This is a genomic window from Patescibacteria group bacterium (genome assembly GCA_041661505.1).
Taxonomy (GTDB): Bacteria; Patescibacteriota; Patescibacteriia; order Patescibacteriales; family JBAZCA01; genus JBAZCA01.
Window position 1 is genome coordinate 14,116 of sequence record JBAZUF010000009.1, and the last position, 23,945, is coordinate 38,060.

The following is a 23,945-nucleotide window of genomic DNA, read 5'->3' on the forward strand; positions in this document are numbered from 1 at the left end:
CTCCTTCTTTTTTAAAAATTAACTCTTGGTATTTAAACGCTCATATTCCTTTTTAGCCGGGCAGGTATCCCAATGCATCCGATGGCCTTTTACTACTTCGCCGTAATAATCCATAATTTCAATTTCTTCCGCGTCTACCGGTACCCATGCCCCGCCTTTAAATTTACGCATAAAGAATATCAGCCGGTCGCACTTATAGCAGTTTTCAATTTTAGGCATAAGCTAGGTTTTTTAAATCGGCTTCAATCTCCCGGGCTTCTTCGAACTGTTTGCTTTTATTTAATTCGTCCCTTCGGTTTTCTAACTGGTAGCGTTCGATTATCGCCCTGGCTTTGCTTTTAGGTTCTGGCGCTTTATCGCCCGGATCCATGCAGTCCCACTTACAGCGGCACTCTTTGGTACAAAATTGGCAGTTTTCGTCGTATTTTCCAAAACAGGAAGGAAAGCCCCGCTTAACCTTTTCGTCGTCTGCCAGTTGTTTTATTTCGTTAAAATTCATTCTTTTAATTCCGGGTAATAGCTTAGGTCTATTTTTACTCCCGGGTTATCGGCGTCATACCAAACGCCAAATATCTTTTTAGCCTTAGATCCGTCGCGTAATATTTTTATCCCGTTATTTGATTTATTTTCTTTGCCCCACTTCTCGTGGTTTGATTTCCATTTTTTAAGGCGCCTGGATATTTCAAAGGTATCCTGCTTCTGCCAGCGCTCAAGTTTTCCGTTTTCGTTTTTCTCGGTCCAGTAATCCAAAAACTCGTCAACAAGATTATCGCCGTATTCCGATCGGAATTTCTTGGCCATTTCTTTTAAACTTTTTTGCTTTTTGCTTTTTTTATTTTTAAGCGCCCTCTCCTGTAGTAATCTATGTTGTAATCTATGTTCATATATAGTTTGTCCCTTTCCGGCAAACTTGTTTGGCGGTTTCCCACAAACTAGTTTGCCGGTTTTCGGCAAACTGGATTGCCGGTTTTCGGCAAACTGGATTGCCGGTTTTGTACAATCTTGGCAACCGGAATTTACCCACTTTTCCCACTGCTCATTTAAGCGATCCCAATCAATTTTATAGTGAAGAGTCGCTGGCATTCCCTTAAGCTTCTCCTGAAGCAAATTAAAGCCTTTTAGCGATTGCCTGGCGCCGTCCTGCTCATGCCGACTTAATCCTGTTTCTTCACCCATTTCCTTCATCGATTTATAGATCCAACCCTCTTCTCCCTCCTTGCCAAGCCAATAGCCCAGCTGACAAACAAAAATAGCAGCTTTAACGGAGCCCAGGAATTTTGCCAATTTGGGGTAATAGCTAACAGGCCTTCCGACCTGTATTAGGAAATCTCTTAGTTTCATAGACTTATACGACAAGTTTTCGTCTATTTAAATTTTGTAGCGGGAGAAGGATTTGCACCTCCGTCTCCGGGTTATGAGTCCGGCGAATTGCTGCTTTTCTATCCCGCGATCAAAACTAATATTTGTAGGTGATCCCTTTTACGGCCCACATTTGCGCGGTTTGGGCTTCGGTGATGGCGACCGATAAAAGCCTGGCTTTTTCTCCCTGGCCGGCTTCAATACGCAAAACATTGCAATTATCAATAATCGCGGCATAAAGTTCTTTAATTTTGGTTACTTTCGGATCTCCCCCGGGGTTAAAAGTTAATCCGACTGCCTTTTCTCCAAAAGTTAAACCGTCATCAGGACCATTAAATTGAGCTCCCGGGTTTACTGTTGTTGTTTTCGGTTCCATAAATTTTTTATGTTAGTAAGTTAATAGCCGTTGCCGTTGCCGTTGCCGTTGCCGTAGCCGTAGCCGTTGCCGTAGCCGTTGCCGTCGCCGTTGCCGTCGCCGTTGCCGTCGCCGTCGCCGTCGCCGTTGCCGTCGCCGTCGCCGTCGCCGTCGCCGTCAAAATTTACAAACCCCTGGCAACTTTCTTGCTCTAAAAGCTTAGTTGCCATATTTATAATTCGTCAGCCCATTTTTTTTCTTCGCAATCAATGATGCCGACGGAAGTTAGTTTATGAAATCTCACTACTCCGGTTTTATCCAGCTTAGTATTGGTTTTTTTGCCTTCCAGGGCTAATTCTCCTAGACCTTTAGAAGTTCCCCAAGCGCGGATAACATAAGCGTCGGTTAAAACGCACATGTCGTTTTCCTCTTCCGAGTAGCGGCCGATTATGATCCAGCCTCTTTGGAGAATAACAATTTTAATCGGTGAATTAATGGCTTCGGATGACGGGACGTATTTTTGGCCGTCAACCGTGATTTCTTTTCCCATAGCTTTTTCATTAAGATTTAATTAAGCTAAAAATATGTAAAATTTTTTATTCACTAACAAGGCCGGGTAATGGTTTGGTAGTTTCTTATTAGCCGTAGACGGAGACGACTAACGAGCCGAAATCCAAGAGCCATTAAGAAACCCATGCCTTGTTAATGAACAATTAAACCTATTTCCCTATCCGCTTCCTGGACTAACCTATTGTATTCAGGGTTATAGATTCGCTTATGATAATCCGGCATTATTTCAATAAATACCTTAATTTGATTGATAAGCTGGTCTAATTTTTCTTTATCCAACATATGTTTAACTAAGGTGGGCAGGCAGAATACCTTGGTAGGACCCGGATGCCTGCCAAAACATGCTTGTCGTGCCTGGCCCGCCTTAATAAACATATTTTAAGTAAAATACTCCTTGAATTTTTCCCATTGGTCTTCGCGCTCTTCCAAGTCTCTAATAGCTAAAATATCAATGGCAAAATTTTTAAAGGCGTCTTCTATCTCGTTAAGCCTGAAGGCGCTTCTGGGGGGCCTATCCTGGCCTCTGCCGGCCTCCTGGGCGTCTTCCGCGGCACTTCTTAGGTACTTTTCGCACATATCGCGCCAGGTAGTGTTTTTGCCCTCCGGAAGATTTGGCAACACGTTGCCAAATGTCTTATACTCCTTGTATTTTTTATAGAACTGAACGCAGTATCTTAAATTTCTCGCGGAAAATCCCGATCCTAAGTCCCGGCTTAAATTGTCAATTACCGAAAGGCCGTAAATCTTTCTCCGGTCCATTTCGTCGTTAACGTCCGCTATGGCCTGGCCTAATTCCCAGCGCGACTCTAGGGTATTTACATTTTGCTTATAGCCTGATTCCCCTATAATCGATTTGCAGTCTTCTACCAGTTGGATGTAAATTTCGTTTTGGTCCATATGGTTTATTTAACGGACAATCGTCAATTTATAGCCCGGATTATCTCCGAATACGCTTTCAAGCATCGTCCATTTCATTTTCCAGTCCATTCCGACTAAACCTTTTACTTCGACAAATTCAATAATTCCGTCATGGTGATAAACGACAAAATCCATATAGTATCTACAAAGAAAACTGGCTGATCTGCGGTCTTCCGGATTGGCGACTAAAACCGGTATTTTTCCTAAGTATCCATGATTATCCGCGCCTTCCTGTTGTTCAATAAAAAAATCTATTTTAAATTGCCTTTCCCAATCCTTGATTTCACCTTTTTCAAGTTTACGATCCAAAACCCGGGCGTGTCCGGCTTCTTTGCAAGAATGGTAAACATTGCCGTTATACCAGTTGGTCTTGGTCTTATTGTATTTTTTTTCTACTTGGTACATGATTTTTAATTACGCCCCTTTTAATTTTTAAGACGTTAGCCGGGCCGCCGCACTCAATACGATAAAAGCAACTCGAAGTGCAGACGTAATTAGATTGGTTAAAATGCTTTTTATAGCAATACGGTTTTTTCATACCTCGCGCTTTATTTTTCCCCTAATGGCTAAGACTTTGCAGGGCTGGCAGTATTTATCGCTTTTTTTGGAATAATATACTTCTTTGCAATTAGGGTTTTGGCAAATCTTCTTTTTAAAAGCGCTTAGTCTTTTGGTGTAAGTTAGGTTTATGGCGTTCTTATTGGCGATCATATTTAAGATTTTAAATAGGCGAGCGTTAATACTCCGGTCCAGATTATTATATTTCCTACTATCCAAAACCAGGCCGGCAATTCTTTTTTGCCTTCAATCTTCCTTATGGCCTCGCGCCAAAAGATATCCTTTTTGTTTAAGTAACCGGTTGAATGCATATAGCGCATATAATTATTGGTTATTTAAAGCTAATTAATTTACCCGGGTTTGGCTTTCGAATTCCGCTACCGCCTTGGCTAAAATAATCGAATCGGTCTTCTCGATGCTATCGTGGCGGCTCATCTTAATTTTCTCTTCGATAAAACTGATATACTTCTTCGTGTCATTCTCTACCGGAGGGGCAAATTTGGTTATAAACTGGGCCAAGGTGAGCTTTCTGGACTGATCAAGCTCTATTTGCTTAATGCAGGCCCTAAAACCTAATTCCGGGTTGGGAAATGAAGCAAAGCCGCTTTTTCCTTTCTTGGCGTTAGGCTGGCCGGCATAGCGCAGGTTGCAGGGATTATTCAGCTTGGCGGCAATCGATCCGGTTAAAGTAATTATTACCTTGCTGTAGGCCTTAGGCTCTATGTTTAAAGTTACCGGCTCTTCTTTAACTTCGACTTTTCTTATTTCAACTTTGGGCGCCGGATTTAAATAATCGATTTCTTTTTCCGCCCTTACTCCGGCGTGGCCAATTAAGGCTGATCCAATAGCAACGGCTGAAATTAAAATAATGGTTTTGCGCATAAAGATTTTTACTTTACGCTTGCGGGTTAAATACCGCTTTTTAGCATGGGGTTTCATAGTTTTTTTGTTTTTGTTTTTTGCTTGATAAAAATATATAAATGTGTTAATGTGCAGTTCGTAGATGAGTCATTAGTCGTATTTTGGCGCTCTACATTTTGGGGCCCCTGGGTTCGCGTCTCCCGCGATCCGGGGGTTCTTTTTTTATTCCTTAGTCGGAGGCAGGCATGGTGCGAACATGTCCTGCCGCGGAGGTTATCCACAGCTTCGTCCTACCCCCGACCAAAGAATAAAAACATAAAAAAAGACATGTTCTTTACGAACATGTCTTTGAGTATTTTAGCCAATCTTGGTTTATTCTTCCGTTGAGATACCCTTGGTTATCTCTTTGACCATTGCGGGGCGCGGCGGGCTTTCTTTAGGCCCGGCTTCTTTCTTTCTACTTCTCTCGCGTCGCGAGTTAGGTAGCCTTTGGCTTTTAAAGCCAGTTTCACTTCCGGATCGATTTTTAATAAGGCGCGGGAAATTCCTAGCCGCACGGCTTCGGATTGTCCGGATTTTCCGCCGCCGGATACCATTATGGAAAAATCCAAATCTTTATTGCGTCCGGTAAGCTTCAAAGGCTGCATTACGGTCATCATAAGCCCGGCCGGAAAATATTCAGCCGCTTTCATTCCATTAATCATAATAATTCCCTTGCCGTTTTCATAGGCGCGGGTTTGGGCAATCGCCCTTTTTCTTCGGCCGATTGTCGGTATATATCGCCCCTTTAATTCCGCTTCATCCTTTACGGCTTCAGCTTCTTCAATAGGAGCCTTGGTTGTTTTTTTTGTTTCTGCCATATTATAATCAATCTTCAGTTTCCAATTTTCAATTATCAATTAATTGATCATTGAAAATTTACAATTGATAATTATTTAATCTTAAGCCTTTTCATCATGCCATTCCGGAGGCGGTTAGCCGGCAGCATCTGCTTTACGGCTCTTTTTAAAACATCTCCCGGGTTTTTTTGCATCAAGTCGCGCATTTTAAGGGTTTTTAGTCCGCCAGGATAACCCGAATAGCGGAAATATTTTTTTTGGTCCAGCTTCTTTCCGGTAAATTTCGCTTTGGCCATATTTGAAATTTCGACAATTCCGCCCTCATCAAGGTTGGGAGTGTATTCGGGCCGGTTTTTTCCGCGCAAAATTAAAGCAACCTGGGTCGCCAGCCGTCCGACGGTTTTCCCGCTTGCGTCAATTTTATGCAGCTGCCTTTCGATTTTTTTTGCCATATTTTTTTATTTCCTCCGCCGTTCCGGCGGCTCATTTTTATACCAATTCAATCTGCACTATTTCGGCCGCGTCGCCCTGGCGCATTCCCAGCTTCGTTACCCGAGTATAGCCGCCTTTTCTGTCCTTATAGCGCGCTCCGATTACTTCAATCGCCTTTTTGGCCGCCAGCTTCTGGGGGATAATTTCGATAATCCGCTTTTTGGCCGCTAAATCGTTTTTTCGGGCGTAAGTAATTACCCGCTCTAAAAGGGGTTTTACCGCCCGGGCTTTGGCTTTGGTGGTTTTTACTTTTTCGTAAATCAAAATGCTTGACGCTAAATTCCTTAACATCAGCTCTCTTGGCGCTTTCTTTCTTCCCAGGGATTTGATTTTATTTCGATGCCTCATATTGCTAAATCCAATATTCTTAATTCATGGCTTGCTAAAATTAGCTTTTCTTCGGCCGGCCTCTTTTTTTGGCCGGTTCTTTTTCTTCGCCCGCCGTCTCGGGGACAGCTTCTTCCCGGGTCTCCTCTTCAGCTTCCGTCTTTTCTTCCGCATCTTCTTTGACCGCTTCCTTATTCTCTTTATTAATCAGGGCGTTAAACTGGCTGATTAAAATTTTTGTCGCGTCGCGAAAAGCTTTTTCCGGGGTAATCGTCCCGTCAGTCCTGATCGCCATGTTTAATTTTTCCCAATTAGTCATTTTTCCGACGCGCATATTCTCCAAGTTGACTCCAACGTTTGAAACCGGAGAAAAAATCGAATCAATTTCTATATATCCAATCTCGGTATTTTTCTTTTCGCGGGCTTCAACCGGTTCGTAGCCTTTTCCCTGGGCAACGTATATCTCCATCTTAAGGTTGCCGGCCATGTCGGTAATATTGGCAATCTGCAGTTCCGGATTGATTATTTCCACCTGGGCGTTTTTGGTGATATCCGAGGCTTTGACTTTCTTTTCGCCATGGACGTCCAATTCCAGCTTTACCGGCTCTTCGGAAAAAACTTTCAGCCTTAGCCTTTTTAGATTCAAAACTATTTCCAAAACGTCTTCTTTGATGTGCGGCAATGACATAAACTCATGGTCAGCGCCTTTAATCTTTACCCCGACAACGGCCGCGCCCGGCAAGCTCGACAAAAGCACCCGGCGGAGCGAGTTGCCGATAGTAATCCCGTAGCCGGGATAACAAGGGTAAACCGCTACCAGGCCTTCGTGGGCTTCCGTTCCTTTTTTAAATTCGACGTTTTGTGGTAAAGCTATGGTTTCCATATATCTTTATTGAAAATTCCCTCCTTGGGAATATTTAATTTATCTTGAGTAGAATTCGACGATCATCGCCGTATTGATATTTGAAGGGATATCGTCGTCGGTCGGCGCGTGCAAAACTTTCGCGCTTAAGGCCTTTTTGTCGACGTTCAGCCAGCTGGGATTTTTTTGTTCTTCTTTTTTCTCCAATAACTGCCTGAAATATTTTTGCCGTTTGGAAGATTCTTTGACGCTTACTATGTCCCCGGTTTTCACCTGGAAAGAAGCGATATTGACTTTCTTTCCGTTAACAAGGAAGTGGCCGTGCGAAACCAGCTGTCTTGATAAATCGCGGGAATCGGCAAAGCCTGTCCGGTAAACCGTATTATCCAGCCTTGTTTCCAATAGCCTAAGAAAGTTCTTGCCTTTGTCGCCTTTTTCTTTTCCGGCTTTTTCAAAAGTAAGGACAAATTGCTTTTCCAAAAGATGGTAGGTTTTTTTGGCTTTTTGCTTTTCCTGGAGCTGTTCGCCGTAGCCGGACATCCGGGGCTTTCCTTTAGCTCCGTGCGGGCCGGGAGGAAAATTTCTTTTAACAATACCGCAGCGGGCGGAACCGCAGCGGGCGCCTTTTAGGAATAGCTTCTCGCCGATTCTCCGGCATTGTTTGCATTTTGGATCTAAATTTCTTGCCATATTATATTCAATCTTCAGTTTACAATTACCAATTTTCAATTTAATTGTTAATTGTACATTGTCTATTGATAATTGATTACACTCTTCTGGGTTTTCTCGGACGGCAGCCGTTATGGGGGATGGGGGTGATATCTTTAATTGAAGTGATTATTAATCCGTTGGCGTTTAAGGCCCTTACTGCCGCGTCCCGCCCGATACCTACTCCGCGGACGAATACGCTTACTTCCCTAAGCCCGTAATCGTCTTTGGCTTTAGTACAGGCAATCCGGGTAATAATCTGGGCGGCGTAAGGGGTGGCTTTTTTCGGGCCTTTGAATCCGGCGATTCCGGCTGAAGCCCAGGAAATTACGTTTCCGCCTAAATCAGTTAAAGTAACAATGGTATTATTATAGGTCGATTTTATAAAAGCCTTTCCGACCGGAACTTTCTTGTCTTTCTTTTTGCCCTTTTTCTTTTTTGAGCGGCTCGGGCCTTTGGCTTTTTGTTTTTCCAATTTTTCTTTTACGCTGTCCGGCAGTTCAACCAAATCATTTCTTCTTTCCCGGCGTTCTTTGGGCTCATCATCGCCCGCCGATAAAGAGCCTTCGCCGGCTTCAAAAATTTTAGCGTCTTCTTTCGCTTCCGCGGGTTTTTCAGCCTTAATCTCGGCGGCTTGTTCCGCTTCGGATTGGTTTTCCAAAGCTTTCCCGCTTTCTTTAACTTCTTCTTTTTCTGTATCCGCCGGCTTATCTTCCGACGGGGCAGATGATCCAGTTTTTGTATCTTTTTCTTCAGTCATAATGCTAATGAGTAAATTGAGATGCCGTTTCTAAATGTTTCAAAATTAAGTTTTCTGCCCGGCCGGCTTTCTTCCCGATCCCATAGTTTTCCGGACATTGCCCCGGACTGTCCGGGTGTTGGTCTTTGTATGCTGTCCGCGGACCGGCAAGCCTTTGATGTGGCGAAGGCCGCGGTAGCAGCCGATATCTTTCAGCCGCTTTATGTTGCCCATAATTTCCCTTTTCAATTCTCCTTCAACCTTATTCTTTTTTTCCACGATTTCGCGGATTTTATTGCCGTCGGTTTCAGAAACGTCTTTTACGCGGATATCGGGAGAAACTTTGGCCTCGGCTAAAATTTTATTGGATTTTGAAACTCCAATGCCAAAAATATAAGTCAAAGCGATTTCCAGTCTTTTTTCGTTTGGGAGCGAAACTCCCGCGATTCTTAATGCCATAATATTTTATATTTTTTGTCCGCCGTCTGGCGGAGAAAACTTCCTGCCTGCCGGCAGGCAGGTTTCTGAAAAAGTTTTCAAAGTCTATCCCTGCCTTTGCTTGTGCTTCGGATTTTTACATGTTACCCAAAGACGCCCTTTGCGGCGGACTATTTTACAATCTTTACAAATTACTTTTACCGAAGATCGAACTTTCATATATAACTTCTATAAAATACTCGTTAATGCGTAAAAATTTTCCCGCCCGGAATCGTGCGGGATTAAAAATACTTTTCCTTCAGCTCTCAAAGCCGGTAGGTGATCCGGCCTTTGGTCAAATCATAAGGGCTAATCTCTACCCTTACCCGGTCGCCCGGCAGAAGGCGGATTTTATTCATCCTCATCCGGCCCGAAAGGTAGGCGAGAATTTCATGCCCGTTTTCCAAAATAACTTTAAAAGTGGCCGAAGGCATGGCCTCAACCACTTCACCTCTCATTTCAATAAATTCCTTCGAATTTAATACTTTGTTTTCTTCAGGCATTCAGCTAGCGAAACACAAAAATTTTGCCCAGCCCCGTAAAAAAACGGCGGGGCAAAATTACGTTTAGATTACGTTATTTTGATCGTATGATAATTATATAGAAAAACTTATGGCTTGTCAACACCCCTCGGCTAGCCGGTCTTTTACCTAAAATTAGTCGCATTTCCCTATGCAAATGTCGCCATCAGACACAATATCGCCGTTTAACTTAATATCGCCATTTACTTCAAGCTTTTTACTCGGACTCGTCGTCCCGATGCCGACGTTGCCGGATGAATTTATATATAAACTAGTTACCAGGCTACCACCGACCGCTGTTTGTATAGAAAAGTCGGATGCGTAAATAGCGTCGGCAATATTCTGTATTTTACTGACTGTCCTGCCTATGAGAGTTTGTCCGCTAGTAGTTCTATTAGCGTAAAAATTGACACCCGACCCTGTATTGACAGCCGCCGTTCCGCTATTTTGTATCCCGATATTCACTGACCCTGTTGAATTTGCCCCAGTAGCAAAGATGGTATTTCTAACACCTTGAGCAAGCGGGCCAGTCCCATAAATCCATAATGGGTTTACAGTAGATGCCCCGGCAACTTGAAGCGTGCCGGAAGTAGGGGCGGTCGTTCCGATGCCGACATAACCGTCAGTTGTTATCGTCACCTTTTGCCCGGTTCCAATCGTCATGCTGTCTGAAATTGTTAAGGCATTGCTATTTGATTGGTCTATGCCAACAATCCACTGGTCTTCAGTATTTTTAAATGACAAAGCGGAATCTAATGCCGCGCTTCTCTCAATTAGTAGTTGCGGCGCGGCGGAACTAGCAAACATATGAAGCAATGTCACCGGACTCGTCGTCCCGATGCCGACATTGCCCGGATTATAGATATTATTGCCGTATACGGTCCAGCCCGGGTTATCCGCTTTGGCAATTTGATAGTTTAACGCCAAAGATATTACCGCTAGAGCCAGATAAAAATACTTGTTTAGAAAAATCTTTTTCATAGGAATTTATTGACTATTTGTAAATATTTTAAGTTTATTAGTTAACTCCCGCGCGCCAAAAAAAATTAGTTCCCAAAAAGACTTTAGCTTAATATGAAATATAGAGTCTGAATTTTGGGGTGCATTCCAGATAGGAATCTATACTTATGTACATATGATTATACTTTTGACGATTTTAATAATTCTTCAATTTTATTTTTATCTCTAGAAGGAAAAATTACAACTAAACTATGCTTCCCGTCAGGGAGCTCCCTATCTTCTTTTGGGCCATCTTTAAATATTTGAAGTGCATACGCCAAGACGTCAATCATTGTTATCAGATCTTTCAAATCTAATTCAGTTGGCAGACCATCATGGGCGATAATAACCTCAGATTGATTTATCCAAGAAAAATCATGTAATATTTCATTAAGAGCATCCCAATTTCTTCCAAAGTATGGGGGTTTTAAGGCATATTCATAAGCTAGCATTAAATCTTCTTTCGTTTTTAAATCTTTGGGAATTAACGCTATGTAAGATTTAATATATTTATCCTTCAATATTTTATAGTTTACCTCTGGTAAAAAAGTAAAGTTACTGTTTTTTTTTGTCATAAAATTTTTAATTTAATGGAGTAAATGATTTATAATGATCAGGTGAATAATAATATTCTCCACCTTTACCTTGAATAATTCTTTGGGGTCCAGCATCTTTTGAGCCTGGTGTTGGATGAACATATTCTTTGTAATAGCCGGCTTCCTGCGGAGGCAATAACTGTTTATCATTCCTAAATGTATCTCTTGCCTTTAATTCTCCACTTAGTATCTTTTCTAATGTTGGCTTAAGGTCAATATTTCCTTTAAAAAGAGTTTTTCCAAAACTTTCAACATTTATATTCTTAAGACTTGTCTTTAAATTCCCAATACTAGCGCCTTTGGAAAAATTTTTTGAACCGCCGGGCGATTTAGATAATAACATCAACATTGCATCAAATTCTTTAGGGTGAGCTTCTATCCAATCGGCATTTCTTTGACTCCATTCTTTATACGCTTGCCATTCCTGTCTAACTTTATAATCGGCATAACTTTTTGCAAGAGCTAAAACTATCGATGCATAGGCTTTAGCCTCTTTCCAGGAAAGGTTTCCGTTAGGATCTATATAAATTATAGGATTATTTCTAGCGTAAGCATAACTATTTAGCATTTGAGGATCGGATAGTAGTTGTTCTAATTCTTGGCCATATCTGGCATTAAACTGGTCGTAATTTGTTCCAATATCATTAAATACCGGATCAATACTCACAAACCTCCCAATACTCGGGTTCTGGTACCTCGCCCCAAAATAATAGAGGCCGGTTTCATCATCAAGCTCTTTTCCCGTAAACTTGTAATCATTTTCATATGTCCCAGCCTTCTCATCAATCCTTATCCCCCCGTACGGATAATAATCCAATAGCTGTAAAACGTCGCCATTTTCATCAGTATCCACGTTAGCTCCGGAAAGATGGTCAGCGTGGTGGTAGGCAGTGCTATTGACTATTTCCGGGTCTAATGAGTCTTCCGTAGTTTGCCTTAGCGTTCCGCCTTTTTTTATCAGCACCCCTCCATTATGCCTTACCAGGAGCTTGTGGTTCTTTAGGTCGATTTCCAGCCGGGAATGATCGGCTATGGTTAATACTGCTCCGGCATTGACGATTACATCTCCCTGGGCCCGGGCTTTGCCGGTAAAAGTGCATGACACGCTAATCGTCCAGTCGCCTGAAGGCGGAGGGGTACAGTCGGGGTTAATATCTATGGTTTGCCTTATCAGGGAAGCAACTCTTTCGCCTCCGGCGAAAATGTATTTCCGGATGTCTTGGCCTTCGACTTCATAGTATTGGTTAATGTAAATCGTGGTCGAGCTGGCGGTTGGGGTGGTTTCTGCCTTTTTGATTCTGTTTCCGTCCTGGTCGTATTGATAGGTGGTTGTCGCCGTTCCATTGTTTGATTGGGTTAGCCGGTTATTGTAGTCCCAGGAGTGGGTCCAGGTGCCGTCATTGGTCAGGTTACCGTTTTGGTCATAGCTATATGTTGCGCCGTTAATATTGGTGGCGGCGTGGGGGTTGGCGTAGTTTGAGCCTTGATCGCCGGCGTAGTAGTAATTGCCAATGTCTGATTTATTCGTTATATTGCCGATGGCGCTGTAGCTGTATGTTTCGCGGTAATTGGAGCCGGATACGGCATTGGTGCTTGACGCCACAGTCAGGCGGTGGAGATCGTCGTAGGAGAAGTCCAGGGTTTTGGCGGTGTTGGTAGAGGAGGAGTCTGTAATATTAGCCGGAACAATGAATATGAATTTTAGGAGTTTTTCCTTGGTCATTTTATTGCTGCTAAAAACCATAAATTAGTAAAGCGAAGTTGCCAACAGTTTATATACTTTTTAAAGCAAATTTTTTGACTTTAATAGGGGTTAATGCTCTGTTATCTTGTAAATTACCCTGCGACAGAGGGGCGATATCGGCTTTTTGGATACTGGTTTAAAAATCTACTATCTGTCTTTTATGAGATTAGTAATGTAACCAAGGATTTTAGATATTACATATACCGATGCGGTAACTATAAATGATATGAATAGTCCAGTTATCGGCATTAGATTATCACCAGCATCACCAATTACCAAATTAAAATACTTCTGTTGTTCTTGTGTCTGTTCATTAAGGGAAAAAACACCGTCATTATTAAGATCAAAAGAGGCAAGTTTACGTTTTAAATTGTGATCGTAAATCGTTGTTTGGGCAATCAGCCCAACATATAATACTAGAAAAAGTAGCACGTAAAATATCTTTTTCTTCATAAATTTAGGAAATAATTTTGTATAAACTTTTAAGCCTAAGAAGGTACCCATTTCATATCTAAAAAATTAACTATTTAATAAACAGCTGATAGCCATTCAAATAGCTCAATATCTTTTTTTCCTGGTTGATAATTAAGCCAATAGCAAATTTATTTCTATTACTACTTAATTATTCGCCTTTATTTTTTAACCACTTAAGCAGATCTTCACGAGTTTTATATTTATAATCCACGCCTTCTTTAACTCTTTCTAAAATCATATCCACAACCTTATCTAAACCATAATATTCATCGAGAAATCTCAAACCATCATCAGTAAGTGTAAGCTCGTGGTTATTCAATTGTTGTAACTCATACAATAATCCATCTATATTTGAAAAATCACTTACAAATTTTTTACGATTATTGCCAAAGCTCTCAACGGCCAGAATCTTATCCTTATATTTACTAAATATCGCTTCTTTGTTCATAAATTTACCTTAATTAGATTTATTAATTATTGAACTTATATTATCCAACTTCTTTTGGTCTGTCACCTTGTAGTAAGAAGATATTTGCCCACTTCCGTTTGTAATGCTAATAAAATTATTTTCGGCATTATAATAAACCATGTCTGAACCTTCTGCCCATGAATGAGTATAATTCTTACTGTCTATAAAATTATTAGCTTTATTATAATAATCACTAACATTTTTTGCTCCTACTTCAACACCATGTTTTACATAGTGCCCCACTAAGCTAGCAACATCATTGCCTGCCTCACCGATTGACCATGCCCGACCAGTAAATTTAAAACCTGCATTCTGAACAAATAGTTTTCCTAGCCTGGCGACGTCCCCGGCATTATTTGCAATTTTATTAAAATAGCTGGCAATTTTTACGGCTCTGGCTCCATTTTTAATGTACCCGAATACGGCTGGAACGGGTAACGCAAGGCCAGCAGCATCAAGTCCTACGAAAAGTCCATTCACGAAACTGTGTTGCTTGTTAAAATCATACAGCGATAATCCCAAAGAAATAACATCGATCGCAGATTCCCAATATTCACCAGTAACATCAACATGTTTTAGGGGGTTGTTGCGCGCATAACTGTAGCTGTTTAGATTCTGTGGATCTGCCAAGAACACCTCGTATGATTTGCCAGTTTTTTGCTCTATCTCATCCCTATTGCCGATATTCAAATAAACTGGGTCTTGACTAATAAAGCGTCCTATGGCGGGATTTTGGTATCTGGCCCGCATATAGTATAAATCGGTACCGTCGTCATATTCGTGCCCAAAAGCCTTGCGTTTATTGTCAATGTTCCCAGACCTTTCATTAAGCCTTATTCCACCAAACGGGTAATAATCCAGTAGCTGTACAACGTCCCCATTTTCATCAGTATCCACGTTAGCTCCGGAAAGGTGGTCAGCGTGATGGTAGGCAGTGCTATTAACTATTTCCGGGTCTAATGAGTCTTCTGTAGTCTGCCTTAGCGTTCCGCCTTTTTTTATCAGCACCCCTCCATTATGCCTTACCAGGAGCTTGTGGTTCTTTAGGTCGATTTCCAGCCGGGAATGGTCGGCTATGGTTAATACTGCTCCGGCGTTGACGGTTACGTCGCCCTGGGCCCGGGCTTTGCCGGTAAAGGTGCATGACACGCTAATCGTCCAGTCGCCTGAAGGCGGAGGGGTACAGTTGGGATTAATATCTATGGTTTGCCTTATCAGGGAAGCAACTCTTTCGCCTCCGGCGAAAATGTATTTCCGGATGTCTTGGCCTTCGACTTCATAGTATTGGTTAATGTAAACCGTGGTTGAGCTGGCGGTTGGGGTGGTTTCTGTTTTTTTAATCCGGTTTCCGTCCTGGTCATAGCTATATGTCGAAGTGGCGGTTCCATTGTTTGATTGGGTTAACCTGTTATTGTAGTCCCAAGAGTGGGCTCTGCGCGATACCTTCCTCGCTATTCATGGAAAGCGCAGTTGACGTACCATTTGGTCCTACAGCAACCAAGAGAAAACCTAAAGGAGTTAGCCCCATGTTCTCGATATCTTTCAGTTTTTAAAGGCCATCGGGCAACCTTGGGGATTCAGTGCGGTTTACTGCGATTTCGGTGATTATGGTACTAATTATTGGCCAGCTGGCCTTTATGCTGTAATATGCAACCTCGAATTATCAACTAGTTATCAACTTGCATTATTCTTGGATCAGCGTCATCAATTGATCGTAAGCTCTTGGCGGTAAAGCCACTGACAAATAAACAAAACAGCGGATAGACGGCGGTAATAACCACCTTTCCTAAACCCAGTGGAAGCCGGGTATGGAAGCAAAAACCCATCCTTTAAATCCGCCAGAGCTTACTGCAGAAGGACTAATACAATAAATTTTATGCTAAATTTATTCAATAAAATTTTAATTTTCCTTCTCCCATTCTTGTAAAGTCATTTTTGCATCAAAGCTAGCCAAGCCTCTCTGCTTCATTAACTGTTTTAATACTTTTTTCGCCTCCTTTGTTGATGATAATAAATGAGAAGCTGACCATAGGCGAACGTATGGATTATCATGCTTCAATAAGGGTAAAAGTAAATTAAATTGAGGATCATTTTCCTTAATTTTATGATAAATAATCATCAACTTCTCATATGCCTTATTGGCTTTCTTATAATCCCCTTTCTCCGTCCCTATTCCATGCTCAGCGGCATATTCAATATATTCATTTACTAAATCATTTAATCCGACTGTCATCTCAACTCACCCCCCTTCAATACTTGGCTTAGCACTTCTTGGCCAAATTTATACTGTTGTTCATAACTCTGCCCGCTAACCCAATCTCTTACTGTCTGACCTCCTGTAAAACTTCTTTTTGAAGAATAATAAGCATTTATTTTCTGATTAACCTCCTTCGACACACTCATCAAATTTTGAGTATTATGAATTTGCTCTTCTCCAAATTTTTTTATATTTTTTCCTGTTTGCTCAACTATGTGATGCCATTCCTTTCCTTCTCCTGCTGCTCCAAATGCTCTTTTGAAGCTCCTAAATGATTTAAAACCTATTCCTATGTTTTTACCTTCAGTACTAAGCAGGGTTTTTACAATACGTCCCCCAAGACTTAGCGCCTTAGAAACCATAGCTCCAGCGGCTTCCATTACAATAATATCCCTCCCAATTTTTACAATCTGCTGGCTGAAAGATTTAAATAATCCATGATTATTATCTCCAGCTGGCTGGGGCTCAGCTAAAGAGCCATAAATTACACAACCTAATACCGCGATTGCTATTGCAAGAGGATTTTCTCCAGTTACATCAACATATTTTAGGGGGTTATTTTTTGCGTAACTGTAGCTATTTAGCCCCTGTGGATCGGCAAGATATTCATTTACCTGTACACTATATCGGTTCTGAATATATTGGCTATTTTCACCCAAATCAAGAAAAAGAGGATCTACTGATAGGAATCTGCCAAGAGAAGGATTTTGGTATCTGGCCCGCATATAGTATAAATCGGTACCGTCGTCATATTCGTGCCCAAAAGCCTTGCGTTTATTGTCAATGTTCCCAGACCTTTCATTAAGCCTTATTCCACCAAACGGGTAATAATCCAGTAGCTGTACAACGTCCCCATTTTCATCAGTATCCACGTTAGCTCCGGAAAGGTGGTCAGCGTGATGGTAGGCAGTGCTATTAACTATTTCCGGGTCTAATGAGTCTTCCGTTGTTTGTCTTAGCGTTCCGCCTTTTTTTATCAGCACCCCTCCATTATGCCTTACCAGGAGCTTATGGTTCTTTAGGTCGATTTCCAGCCGGGAATGGTCGGCTATGGTTAATACTGCTCCGGCATTGACGGTTACATCTCCCTGGGCCCGGGCTTTGCCGGTAAAGGTGCATGACACGCTAATCGTCCAGTCGCCTGAAGGCGGAGGGGTACAGTTGGGGTTAATATCTATGGTTTGCCTTATCAGGGTAGCAACTCTTTCGCCTCCGGCGAAAATGTATTTTCGGATGTCTTGGCCTTCGACTTCATAGTATTGGTTAATGTAAATCGTGGTTGAGCTGGCCGTTGGGGTGGTTTCTATTTTTTTAATCCGGTTTCCGTCCTGGTCGTAGCTATATGTCGAAGTGGCGGTTCCATGGTTTGATTGGGTTAGCCGGTTATTGTAGTCCCAGGTATGGGTCCAGGTTGAATCGCTCGTCAGGTTGCCGTTATTGTCGTAGGAGTTGGTTATTCCGTTAATACTGGTTGCCGCGTGGGGGTTGGCGTAGTTGGTGCCTTGGTAGAGATAATTGCCGACATCTGATTTGTTCGTTATGTTCCCTATGGCATTGTATGAGTAGGTTTCTCTGAAATTATCGCCGGATACGGCATTGGTGGAAGACGCGGTTGTTAATCTGTGCAGGTCATCATAGAGGAAATCTAGGGTTTTGGCGGTGTTGGTATTTGAGCTGTCAATTATTTTTGTAATGTTGCCTACTTTATCGTAGGTGTAATCCAAATGCTGAAGCGAGCTTGTAGCGATTGAAGTTTGCTTTTCTTCGAGACGATAGAGTTTGTCTTCGTCGTAGATATAATAGCTTGCGGTATTATTAGCGTAATTCTCGTAGGTTTTTTGGCCCAGGGGGTTGTAGTCGGCGTCTTCAAGGAGATAGTAATAGATTGAATCGTCAGATTGCTTCTTACTTACTTTTTCCAATAATCCTCCGTTATTGTATTCGTATTTTATTTCAGTTGAATCAGGGAGGGTTACGAGCGTTTGGTTTCCTTGTCGGTCATAGGAGTAGGTTGTAGTATAATCGGTTGAATTAATAGTTTTTCTTTCGCTCGCAACTAAACCGAGGGGGTTATAGGCCAGATTGAGGACGCTGGCGGTTGTCGTAGCGCTACAGAGTCTTCCTTTTCCGTAGGTGCAGGTATCGTAGCCGTAAGCTACTTCGGTTCCGGCAGAGCCGGTATAGTTTTCGGTCAGGGCGCGGTTTAAGTCGTCGTAGGTGTAATTTACGGTTTGGTTCTTAGGGTCGAGTTTTGAGGTGAGGTTGCCCGAATCGTCAAAAGTATAGGTCCAGGTGCCGTAGGTTCCGTCGCCGGAGGCATGGAGGTCTTGGGCGGTTAATCTTCGGCCAAGGGCGTCGTAAGTAAAATTGCGGATGTTGCTTAGCGCGTCAGTGATTTTGGTCAGATTACCGAGTAGGTTGTATTGATAATAGGTAGAGTAAGTACTGGTCGCGTTATGCTCGTCCACTTGAATCAGGTTATCATAGGCGTCCTTGTACAGATCTTTGATTTTATTCTCCCCGTCGGTTATAGTTACTTTCCAGTCGTCGTAGGCATTGGTGGTAGTGGCAACACTATTTACGACTTGGGTTACCCTCTGGAGGGGGTCGTAGGTGTAGTTTATTAAAAGCGAGCTGGTGGCCGTCATCGGAGTTGACGAAGCATTTAGCGAAAAATATGGCAGGGATTCTTTGTCTAATAGCCCCAGCTTGTTATAAGTATAGTCTTTTACCGAATAGGTGTTGCCGTCTTCGGCTTTGTTTCTTTCCTGCGTTTTCCGGTTAAAGCCGTCTAGGTAGGTATAGCTGGCTATATTTCCGGCAAAATCCGGGTAATTGTAGCTTACTTCTAGATACGGGCGGGTTGAGGTGCTCGCGTTTTCGACCGAGTTCCATAGTATGTAATTTCCGCTTAGAATCGGGCCGGCGTAGGCTTCGTCGATTATATCATGCCCTTCCCGGACGCCGAGCTTTGTCCAGCCGCTCTTATTTATCAGGCTGGTGCCGGTCGCGTTAAAGCTAAGAGAATTGTATTGGTCTAGGGTTATCCCGCTCGAAATATCAATTCTTGAGGATAATTCGGCTGGAGTATGGGTTGATCCGCACTGGTCATAATCGTCCGCGTTTAGAGACGAGGTTGAGTCCTGATTGGCGCTGACCGCGCTGATAAAGTCATTGCCGTCGTTGTCCGCGGAATCTTTGTCAAAGACATATAGCTTCAGGCTGGCGGATGTAATAACCGCGTCTTCCGGCAAAGAAGAGGTGTCAAAAGCCATAAAGCCCCGGTAAATCCTGAATTCGTCATTGCCTATCCGGCTTTTGTTTGATTCGGCCCGGGAAAAAGTGCCGGTATAGTCGAGCGCGGTCCCGTAGGTTGAATTATGAACCTGGTTCCAATCCATTGTCTGGAAGCCGGCCGAAACTTGCCCGTCGCCCGGAACAGCGTAAAAAGTTGCCGTACCGCCGCCTGAACCTCCTGACGAAGAGCCGGTTAGATAATCGGTTCTCTTTACCATCCTCGGCAGTATGCCGTCATTATATTCATAAACAGTTTTCGTAACCAAGCTTGACGGATTATCAATATCCGGCTGTTTTTCTTCGATTGGCCGGTCAAGGGCGTCGTAAACGATCTGAAAAACCTTGCCGTTTGGGTCAGTAGCCAGAAAAAGGACAACAATAGGGGCAGGGCCCATTTTCAAAACAATTGTCATATCCATCTATATATTCAAATAATTATTTATCAGTCCATTGTTTAGTACTAAAATTGTACATAGAATTTGGGTTTTCTATAATAATTTCATAATCCTTTTTTTCGATATTCCTAATAGTATATTTAAGCTTAGATCGGCAATAGCCACAAGACATAAAATTTCCAACTGGCGTATTTTTTAATAATAATTTTTCATCGTCAATTTTATAATCAGCGAATAAATAATCATACCCGCAGTTAGAGGGGTAAATTATTTCTATAAAATACACTTTATCCCCTTTCCATTTACTATCCTTGATATAAGGATCAAAATATTTTCCCGAAGAAAAAAAACACCCGCCATATGAATATTCAAAGTCTTCACGTTTTTTCAATTCATCTTTGTATTTTCTAATGATTTCCCTATTTTTTTCAGATGGAAAATAATAGTTAAATATAAAGATGCCTGATAGAAGCAGAATCGCTATCATTAATAATAAAATTTTCTTTGACATACATTGAATCTAATTATTAAATATTCTCCAAATCGAAGCATTTGGCAACCCAAGTCTTGATCGCAGAGCGTCTTCTAAAAATAAGCTCGGTTCCTTATAAATTGGACGCGAGATATAAGCTTGCCCGCTACTATTGAAATTTATACCTCCTCTTGCGCCTTGCACAGATGCACCAAAATGTCTTGAAAAAGCTTCTGCAATGCTGTTTTTACCGACCCCTCCCCTACAAGAATATAATTCAATTTTAATGTCGCCTTTTCTTATATTCTTAGTGCTTAGCTGACCGACAGTTATATCTGTTGCCGGATTAAAATCTGACACTTTATTATTACTCATAATAGAGGCTGTTGTATTTGTTTGCATATTTGTTCCCGGCTTAGTTTTTGTCGTATTGCCAAGATATAGCGATTGCTCCGACCCATGGCCATAATAACCAATATACGAAATGTCTGTTTTTGTGTTAAGAGTTTTATTCCACATTTCAGGACTACTACCCTCCATAACGTATATGGGCTCGCTAAATCCATTTTGAATCATGGTTTGGGCCTGCTTATAGGCCAAATCTCTAAAATAATTTTTGTTTTCTTGATTGCCTCCATAAAATACGATACCAGTTAAGCCGTTAGGATCAATATAATACAGAGGGTTATTATTAACATAGCTATAAGAATTAATTTTTTGAGGATCAGACAAATATTCATTTTCGTAGTCTTTATTTATATCACCGCTTCCAATAATATTAAATAACGGATCCTGGCTAATCCATTTCCCAATACCGGAGTTATAATATCTAGCTCCAACATAATCCAGGCCGGAATCCTCATCTCTGATATAACCGGCAAACTTGTAATCATTCTCATACGTCCCTGCCTTTTCGTCAATCCTCGTTTCCCCGTACGGATAATAATCCAATAGCTGTACAACGTCCCCATTTTCATCAGTATCTGCGTTAGCTCCGGAAAGGTGGTCAGCGTGATGGTAGGCAGTGCTGTTGACTATTTCCGGGTCTAATGAGTCTTCTGTAGTTTGCCTTAGCGTTCCGCCTTTTTTTATCAGTACCCCTCCGTTATGCCTTACCAAGAGCTTGTGGTTCTTTAGGTCGATTTCCAGCCGGGAATGGTCGGCTATGGTTAATACTGCTCCGGCATTGACGGTTACATCTCCCTGGGCCCGGGCTTTGCCGGTAAAGGTGCATGACACGCTAATCGTCCAGTCGCCTGAAGGCGGAGGGGTACAGTCGGGGTTAATATCTATGGTTTGCCTTATCAGGGAAGCAACTCTTTCGCCTCCGGCGAAGATGTATTTTCGGATGTCTTGGCCTTCGACTTCATAGTATTGGTTAATGTAAATCGTGGTTGAGCTGGCCGTTGGGGTGGTTTCTGCCTTTTTGATTCTGTTTCCGTCCTGGTCGTATTGATAGGTGGTTGTCGCCGTTCCATTGTTTGATTGGGTTAACCGGTTATTGTAGTCCCAGGAGTGGGTCCAGGCGCCGTCATTGGTCAGGTTGCCGTTTTGGTCATAGCTATATGTTGCGCCGTTGATGCTGGTTGCCGCGTGGGGATTGGCATAGTTGGTGCCTTGGTAGAGGTAATTGCCGACATCTGATTTGTTCGTTATATTCCCTATGGCATTGTAGTTGTAGGTTTCTCTATAGTTTCCGCCGGATACGGCATTGGTGCTTGAGGCAACAGTCAGGCGGTGGAGATCGTCGTAGGAGAAGTCCAGGGTTTTGGCGGTATTCATGTTTGAGCTGTCTATTATCCGGGTGATGTTCCCGACTTTGTCGTAGGTGTAGGAAAGGTTTTGAAGATAACTGTTCGCGTAGTAAAAGGAGGCGGTTTCCGTGCTCCAGGCGCCTTCAAAGTCGATCCGGTCCCAGAGCTTAATTCTCCAGTAATAGGTGGTTTTGTCGGCTAAGAGAGCGGTTCCCGCGTAAGGGATTTCTTCGGTCCTTTGGCCCTTGGGGGTGGAGGTGGCGAGAGCCGTTTTTCCCGAGTCCCAAATTAAATTAGTCCAGTTGGTCGAAGCGGCGATTTGGATGCGGTAGTAGAAGGCCGCGTCCCCGTTGTCCTGGTCGTTATATATGGCCGAGAATTCCGGAGTGGGGTCGATAACCGATCCCGGGTTTGTTTCGCCTTCGGTTTGGAGGGAGGAGGGGGCGGAAAAAATAATAACTATTAATTTTTTGGATAATTTTGTAGCCACGCTTATTCTAGTGATAATAAATAATCTAGAGTTTATTTTCTTTGATGGTTTCTAAAATATCGCTCCATATATCTCGGTTTCCTCTCCCCCCAATAATTAAAATTTTCTTATAATTGTTGTCGGTAATTTTAAGCATAAAATTATCATTATTCATTTCTCCGCCGTAGATTCTACTACCCATTTTATACTGCTTAATATTTTGAATTGCCCAGGATTCATACGGAAATACGCTAACGCTAATGGGCGTTGCGTTTTCACAAATTAAATTGCCCGCCCAAAAAATATCATCCTTGATTATGTATTCAGAATTAATCTGACAATTTCTTTTTATATAAAAAGATATGTTAAAAAAATCATTAATTACTTCTGTTCCATTATTGTAAATTACTTTAAAATCATTCCTACTAATAACAAAATACCAAATTCTCTTAACTATTCCTGAAAAAACTAAATACGATAACAATAGGATTAAGGCCAATGAAGCAAGTAATATTCTTTTTTTCGATGTGTTCATAATTTTATTCACCTGTTTTAATAACTTTACGTTGATTAATATTTATTACACGATTAAAATTAAAAAAATTACTTGATGAATAGTACCATTTGTTTTGAGTATTAAACTTTAAATCCAATTGAGACTTCAACATTCCTGGCGTTGAAACTCCGAATCTGCTAGCTAAAAAATTTTTTTCAGCTACGCCGCCGGCTTTCATTGCACCCAGTACAATATCGGTACAATTATTTAAAAGTTTATAAGTTTCTTTCTTATTCTCGTTCGTCTCAAGATTTTTTTCCGATAAAGATCTATAGAATTCTTTAATTTTACCCTCCTGTTCTTCAGTTGTTTCAAAAGTATACGCAGTATATGTATCATGATTTTTTCCTTCAGATTTAAAGTAATCTTCAGCTGATGCTATAACCAAATCCTCACCCGAAGTTGCTTGATCAAAACGCTGGCCGAAATTAGGCCCCCAACTATAAACGGTTCTTTTATCATCTCGAGAAATTTCAATAAAGGCATGACCTACAGTTGCACTACCACCATCTTTTGAATTTCCTTTCTCGACATAAATCACTGTCTCTAATCCTAATGGATCGATATATATTATTGGGTTATTAATAACATAGCTGTATGAATTTTGCTTTTGGGGATTCGATAGTAAATCACTATTTTTATCTTCATCCAAGGCCCCCATGGTTAAATATATTGGATCTATATTTGTCCATCTTCCTATTCCAGCTTTATAATACCTCGCCCCAAAATAATAGAGGCCGGTTTGGTCATCAAGCTCTTTTCCGGTGAACTTGTAATCATTTTCATACGACCCAGACCTTTCATTAAGCCTTATTCCACCAAACGGATAATAATCCAATAGCTGTACAACGTCCCCATTTTCATCAGTATCCACGTT

The 23,945-nt window shown here is 41.8% G+C and carries 34 protein-coding genes and 1 tRNA gene; 1 reads left to right on the forward strand and 34 read right to left on the reverse strand.

All coding sequences use genetic code 11. From position 1 onward, the window contains the following. Positions 1-18 precede the first annotated feature (18 nt). The 28 genes from WC715_06115 to WC715_06250 form a co-directional block, all read right to left on the reverse strand. Positions 19-219 (reverse strand): hypothetical protein, encoded by a 201-nt coding sequence (locus tag WC715_06115; GenBank protein MFA6171992.1) that lies wholly within the window; start codon positions 217-219, stop codon positions 19-21. Next, the gene (locus WC715_06120) at positions 212-499 is read right to left on the reverse strand and encodes a hypothetical protein (protein MFA6171993.1); all 288 of its coding nucleotides are present in this window, start codon (positions 497-499) and stop codon (positions 212-214) included. Before WC715_06120 ends, WC715_06115 begins: the two co-directional genes overlap by 8 nt. Further along, a complete protein-coding gene (locus WC715_06125) occupies positions 496-1,341 on the reverse strand; it encodes a hypothetical protein (GenBank protein MFA6171994.1) in 846 nt (281 codons plus the stop codon). The genes WC715_06120 and WC715_06125 overlap by 4 nt, the downstream gene beginning before the upstream one ends. A 37-nt stretch (positions 1,342-1,378) precedes the next feature. Further along, positions 1,379-1,449, reverse strand: a tRNA-Met gene (locus tag WC715_06130). Positions 1,450-1,456: 7 nt separating this feature from the next. Then, positions 1,457-1,735 (reverse strand): hypothetical protein, encoded by a 279-nt coding sequence (locus WC715_06135; GenBank protein MFA6171995.1) that lies wholly within the window; start codon positions 1,733-1,735, stop codon positions 1,457-1,459. A 20-nt stretch (positions 1,736-1,755) separates the two neighbouring features. Continuing rightward, positions 1,756-1,944: a hypothetical protein gene (locus tag WC715_06140; protein MFA6171996.1), complete on the reverse strand. Its 189-nt coding sequence runs from the start codon at positions 1,942-1,944 to the stop codon at positions 1,756-1,758. Positions 1,945-1,946: 2 nt separating this feature from the next. Beyond that, positions 1,947-2,264, reverse strand: coding sequence for a hypothetical protein (locus WC715_06145; protein MFA6171997.1), 318 nt, complete (start codon positions 2,262-2,264; stop codon positions 1,947-1,949). Between the two features lie 152 nt (positions 2,265-2,416). Beyond that, positions 2,417-2,566, reverse strand: a complete 150-nt coding sequence (locus tag WC715_06150; protein ID MFA6171998.1) for a hypothetical protein — start codon at positions 2,564-2,566, stop codon at positions 2,417-2,419. A 96-nt stretch (positions 2,567-2,662) separates the two neighbouring features. After that, complete coding sequence (locus WC715_06155) at positions 2,663-3,181, reverse strand: DUF1016 N-terminal domain-containing protein (GenBank protein ID MFA6171999.1); 519 nt, start codon at positions 3,179-3,181, stop codon at positions 2,663-2,665. A 9-nt stretch (positions 3,182-3,190) separates the two neighbouring features. Further along, entirely contained in the window at positions 3,191-3,607 is a 417-nt protein-coding gene (locus tag WC715_06160) for a hypothetical protein (protein ID MFA6172000.1), read from the reverse strand. A 129-nt stretch (positions 3,608-3,736) separates the two neighbouring features. Continuing rightward, a complete protein-coding gene (locus tag WC715_06165; protein MFA6172001.1) occupies positions 3,737-3,913 on the reverse strand; it encodes a hypothetical protein in 177 nt (58 codons plus the stop codon). Between the two features lie 2 nt (positions 3,914-3,915). Further along, a complete protein-coding gene (locus WC715_06170) occupies positions 3,916-4,080 on the reverse strand; it encodes a hypothetical protein (protein MFA6172002.1) in 165 nt (54 codons plus the stop codon). Between the two features lie 25 nt (positions 4,081-4,105). Further along, positions 4,106-4,642, reverse strand: coding sequence for a hypothetical protein (locus WC715_06175; protein ID MFA6172003.1), 537 nt, complete (start codon positions 4,640-4,642; stop codon positions 4,106-4,108). Between the two features lie 377 nt (positions 4,643-5,019). After that, positions 5,020-5,481 carry a 30S ribosomal protein S9 gene (gene rpsI / locus WC715_06180; GenBank protein ID MFA6172004.1) on the reverse strand — a complete coding sequence of 154 codons (462 nt, stop codon included), beginning with the start codon at positions 5,479-5,481 and terminating at the stop codon, positions 5,020-5,022. Between the two features lie 71 nt (positions 5,482-5,552). Continuing rightward, positions 5,553-5,912, reverse strand: coding sequence for a 50S ribosomal protein L13 (gene rplM / locus WC715_06185; protein MFA6172005.1), 360 nt, complete (start codon positions 5,910-5,912; stop codon positions 5,553-5,555). Positions 5,913-5,949: 37 nt separating this feature from the next. After that, complete coding sequence (gene rplQ, locus WC715_06190) at positions 5,950-6,300, reverse strand: 50S ribosomal protein L17 (GenBank protein MFA6172006.1); 351 nt, start codon at positions 6,298-6,300, stop codon at positions 5,950-5,952. A gap of 40 nt (positions 6,301-6,340) precedes the next feature. Continuing rightward, positions 6,341-7,162, reverse strand: a complete 822-nt coding sequence (rpoA, locus tag WC715_06195) for a DNA-directed RNA polymerase subunit alpha (GenBank protein ID MFA6172007.1) — start codon at positions 7,160-7,162, stop codon at positions 6,341-6,343. 39 nt (positions 7,163-7,201) lie between these two features. Next, a complete protein-coding gene (rpsD, locus tag WC715_06200; protein ID MFA6172008.1) occupies positions 7,202-7,831 on the reverse strand; it encodes a 30S ribosomal protein S4 in 630 nt (209 codons plus the stop codon). Between the two features lie 76 nt (positions 7,832-7,907). Continuing rightward, positions 7,908-8,324 (reverse strand): 30S ribosomal protein S11, encoded by a 417-nt coding sequence (gene rpsK, locus WC715_06205; GenBank protein ID MFA6172009.1) that lies wholly within the window; start codon positions 8,322-8,324, stop codon positions 7,908-7,910. Positions 8,325-8,654: 330 nt separating this feature from the next. After that, positions 8,655-9,047: a 30S ribosomal protein S13 gene (rpsM, locus tag WC715_06210; protein ID MFA6172010.1), complete on the reverse strand. Its 393-nt coding sequence runs from the start codon at positions 9,045-9,047 to the stop codon at positions 8,655-8,657. An 84-nt stretch (positions 9,048-9,131) separates the two neighbouring features. Continuing rightward, the gene (rpmJ, locus tag WC715_06215; protein ID MFA6172011.1) at positions 9,132-9,245 is read right to left on the reverse strand and encodes a 50S ribosomal protein L36; all 114 of its coding nucleotides are present in this window, start codon (positions 9,243-9,245) and stop codon (positions 9,132-9,134) included. 86 nt (positions 9,246-9,331) lie between these two features. After that, positions 9,332-9,568 (reverse strand): translation initiation factor IF-1, encoded by a 237-nt coding sequence (gene infA, locus WC715_06220; GenBank protein MFA6172012.1) that lies wholly within the window; start codon positions 9,566-9,568, stop codon positions 9,332-9,334. A 153-nt stretch (positions 9,569-9,721) separates the two neighbouring features. Next, positions 9,722-10,567, reverse strand: coding sequence for a hypothetical protein (locus WC715_06225; protein MFA6172013.1), 846 nt, complete (start codon positions 10,565-10,567; stop codon positions 9,722-9,724). 158 nt (positions 10,568-10,725) lie between these two features. After that, positions 10,726-11,160 (reverse strand): barstar family protein, encoded by a 435-nt coding sequence (locus tag WC715_06230; GenBank protein ID MFA6172014.1) that lies wholly within the window; start codon positions 11,158-11,160, stop codon positions 10,726-10,728. 7 nt (positions 11,161-11,167) lie between these two features. After that, positions 11,168-12,925, reverse strand: a complete 1,758-nt coding sequence (locus tag WC715_06235) for an RHS repeat-associated core domain-containing protein (protein ID MFA6172015.1) — start codon at positions 12,923-12,925, stop codon at positions 11,168-11,170. 147 nt (positions 12,926-13,072) lie between these two features. Further along, a complete protein-coding gene (locus WC715_06240) occupies positions 13,073-13,378 on the reverse strand; it encodes a hypothetical protein (protein ID MFA6172016.1) in 306 nt (101 codons plus the stop codon). Between the two features lie 169 nt (positions 13,379-13,547). Then, positions 13,548-13,847, reverse strand: a complete 300-nt coding sequence (locus WC715_06245; protein MFA6172017.1) for a hypothetical protein — start codon at positions 13,845-13,847, stop codon at positions 13,548-13,550. Positions 13,848-13,856: 9 nt separating this feature from the next. Next, positions 13,857-14,765, reverse strand: coding sequence for an RHS repeat-associated core domain-containing protein (locus tag WC715_06250; protein MFA6172018.1), 909 nt, complete (start codon positions 14,763-14,765; stop codon positions 13,857-13,859). A gap of 37 nt (positions 14,766-14,802) precedes the next feature. Between WC715_06250 and WC715_06255 the strand changes: the two genes are divergently transcribed. After that, the gene (locus WC715_06255) at positions 14,803-15,150 is read left to right on the forward strand and encodes a hypothetical protein (GenBank protein MFA6172019.1); all 348 of its coding nucleotides are present in this window, start codon (positions 14,803-14,805) and stop codon (positions 15,148-15,150) included. Positions 15,151-15,768: 618 nt separating this feature from the next. Here the strand turns inward: WC715_06255 and WC715_06260 are convergent. The 6 genes from WC715_06260 to WC715_06285 all read right to left on the reverse strand — a co-directional run. Beyond that, positions 15,769-16,101, reverse strand: coding sequence for a DUF2019 domain-containing protein (locus WC715_06260; GenBank protein ID MFA6172020.1), 333 nt, complete (start codon positions 16,099-16,101; stop codon positions 15,769-15,771). Then, complete coding sequence (locus WC715_06265; protein ID MFA6172021.1) at positions 16,098-19,835, reverse strand: RHS repeat-associated core domain-containing protein; 3,738 nt, start codon at positions 19,833-19,835, stop codon at positions 16,098-16,100. The genes WC715_06260 and WC715_06265 overlap by 4 nt, the downstream gene beginning before the upstream one ends. A gap of 22 nt (positions 19,836-19,857) precedes the next feature. After that, entirely contained in the window at positions 19,858-20,328 is a 471-nt protein-coding gene (locus WC715_06270) for a hypothetical protein (protein ID MFA6172022.1), read from the reverse strand. Between the two features lie 9 nt (positions 20,329-20,337). Beyond that, a complete protein-coding gene (locus WC715_06275; protein MFA6172023.1) occupies positions 20,338-22,533 on the reverse strand; it encodes an RHS repeat-associated core domain-containing protein in 2,196 nt (731 codons plus the stop codon). A 25-nt stretch (positions 22,534-22,558) separates the two neighbouring features. Continuing rightward, positions 22,559-23,047 (reverse strand): hypothetical protein, encoded by a 489-nt coding sequence (locus tag WC715_06280; GenBank protein MFA6172024.1) that lies wholly within the window; start codon positions 23,045-23,047, stop codon positions 22,559-22,561. A gap of 4 nt (positions 23,048-23,051) precedes the next feature. Next, positions 23,052-23,945: RHS repeat-associated core domain-containing protein (locus WC715_06285; protein MFA6172025.1), on the reverse strand; the 894-nt coding region annotated here is incomplete at its 5' end.

What these genes read in the sequence shown, in the direction of transcription:
- WC715_06115 (MFA6171992.1), bottom strand. Translation starts at nt 219, where the DNA reads ATGCCTAAAATTGAAAACTGCTATAAGTGCGACCGGCTGATATTCTTT.
- WC715_06120 (MFA6171993.1), bottom strand. Translation starts at nt 499, where the DNA reads ATGAATTTTAACGAAATAAAACAACTGGCAGACGACGAAAAGGTTAAG.
- WC715_06125 (MFA6171994.1), bottom strand. Translation starts at nt 1,341, where the DNA reads ATGAAACTAAGAGATTTCCTAATACAGGTCGGAAGGCCTGTTAGCTAT.
- WC715_06135 (MFA6171995.1), bottom strand. Translation starts at nt 1,735, where the DNA reads ATGGAACCGAAAACAACAACAGTAAACCCGGGAGCTCAATTTAATGGT.
- WC715_06140 (MFA6171996.1), bottom strand. Translation starts at nt 1,944, where the DNA reads ATGGCAACTAAGCTTTTAGAGCAAGAAAGTTGCCAGGGGTTTGTAAAT.
- WC715_06145 (MFA6171997.1), bottom strand. Translation starts at nt 2,264, where the DNA reads ATGGGAAAAGAAATCACGGTTGACGGCCAAAAATACGTCCCGTCATCC.
- WC715_06150 (MFA6171998.1), bottom strand. Translation starts at nt 2,566, where the DNA reads ATGTTGGATAAAGAAAAATTAGACCAGCTTATCAATCAAATTAAGGTA.
- WC715_06155 (MFA6171999.1), bottom strand. Translation starts at nt 3,181, where the DNA reads ATGGACCAAAACGAAATTTACATCCAACTGGTAGAAGACTGCAAATCG.
- WC715_06160 (MFA6172000.1), bottom strand. Translation starts at nt 3,607, where the DNA reads ATGTACCAAGTAGAAAAAAAATACAATAAGACCAAGACCAACTGGTAT.
- WC715_06165 (MFA6172001.1), bottom strand. Translation starts at nt 3,913, where the DNA reads ATGATCGCCAATAAGAACGCCATAAACCTAACTTACACCAAAAGACTA.
- WC715_06170 (MFA6172002.1), bottom strand. Translation starts at nt 4,080, where the DNA reads ATGCGCTATATGCATTCAACCGGTTACTTAAACAAAAAGGATATCTTT.
- WC715_06175 (MFA6172003.1), bottom strand. Translation starts at nt 4,642, where the DNA reads ATGCGCAAAACCATTATTTTAATTTCAGCCGTTGCTATTGGATCAGCC.
- rpsI (MFA6172004.1), bottom strand. Translation starts at nt 5,481, where the DNA reads ATGGCAGAAACAAAAAAAACAACCAAGGCTCCTATTGAAGAAGCTGAA.
- rplM (MFA6172005.1), bottom strand. Translation starts at nt 5,912, where the DNA reads ATGGCAAAAAAAATCGAAAGGCAGCTGCATAAAATTGACGCAAGCGGG.
- rplQ (MFA6172006.1), bottom strand. Translation starts at nt 6,300, where the DNA reads ATGAGGCATCGAAATAAAATCAAATCCCTGGGAAGAAAGAAAGCGCCA.
- rpoA (MFA6172007.1), bottom strand. Translation starts at nt 7,162, where the DNA reads ATGGAAACCATAGCTTTACCACAAAACGTCGAATTTAAAAAAGGAACG.
- rpsD (MFA6172008.1), bottom strand. Translation starts at nt 7,831, where the DNA reads ATGGCAAGAAATTTAGATCCAAAATGCAAACAATGCCGGAGAATCGGC.
- rpsM (MFA6172010.1), bottom strand. Translation starts at nt 9,047, where the DNA reads ATGGCATTAAGAATCGCGGGAGTTTCGCTCCCAAACGAAAAAAGACTG.
- rpmJ (MFA6172011.1), bottom strand. Translation starts at nt 9,245, where the DNA reads ATGAAAGTTCGATCTTCGGTAAAAGTAATTTGTAAAGATTGTAAAATA.
- infA (MFA6172012.1), bottom strand. Translation starts at nt 9,568, where the DNA reads ATGCCTGAAGAAAACAAAGTATTAAATTCGAAGGAATTTATTGAAATG.
- WC715_06225 (MFA6172013.1), bottom strand. Translation starts at nt 10,567, where the DNA reads ATGAAAAAGATTTTTCTAAACAAGTATTTTTATCTGGCTCTAGCGGTA.
- WC715_06230 (MFA6172014.1), bottom strand. Translation starts at nt 11,160, where the DNA reads ATGACAAAAAAAAACAGTAACTTTACTTTTTTACCAGAGGTAAACTAT.
- WC715_06235 (MFA6172015.1), bottom strand. Translation starts at nt 12,925, where the DNA reads ATGGTTTTTAGCAGCAATAAAATGACCAAGGAAAAACTCCTAAAATTC.
- WC715_06240 (MFA6172016.1), bottom strand. Translation starts at nt 13,378, where the DNA reads ATGAAGAAAAAGATATTTTACGTGCTACTTTTTCTAGTATTATATGTT.
- WC715_06245 (MFA6172017.1), bottom strand. Translation starts at nt 13,847, where the DNA reads ATGAACAAAGAAGCGATATTTAGTAAATATAAGGATAAGATTCTGGCC.
- WC715_06260 (MFA6172020.1), bottom strand. Translation starts at nt 16,101, where the DNA reads ATGACAGTCGGATTAAATGATTTAGTAAATGAATATATTGAATATGCC.
- WC715_06265 (MFA6172021.1), bottom strand. Translation starts at nt 19,835, where the DNA reads ATGACAATTGTTTTGAAAATGGGCCCTGCCCCTATTGTTGTCCTTTTT.
- WC715_06270 (MFA6172022.1), bottom strand. Translation starts at nt 20,328, where the DNA reads ATGTCAAAGAAAATTTTATTATTAATGATAGCGATTCTGCTTCTATCA.
- WC715_06280 (MFA6172024.1), bottom strand. Translation starts at nt 23,047, where the DNA reads ATGAACACATCGAAAAAAAGAATATTACTTGCTTCATTGGCCTTAATC.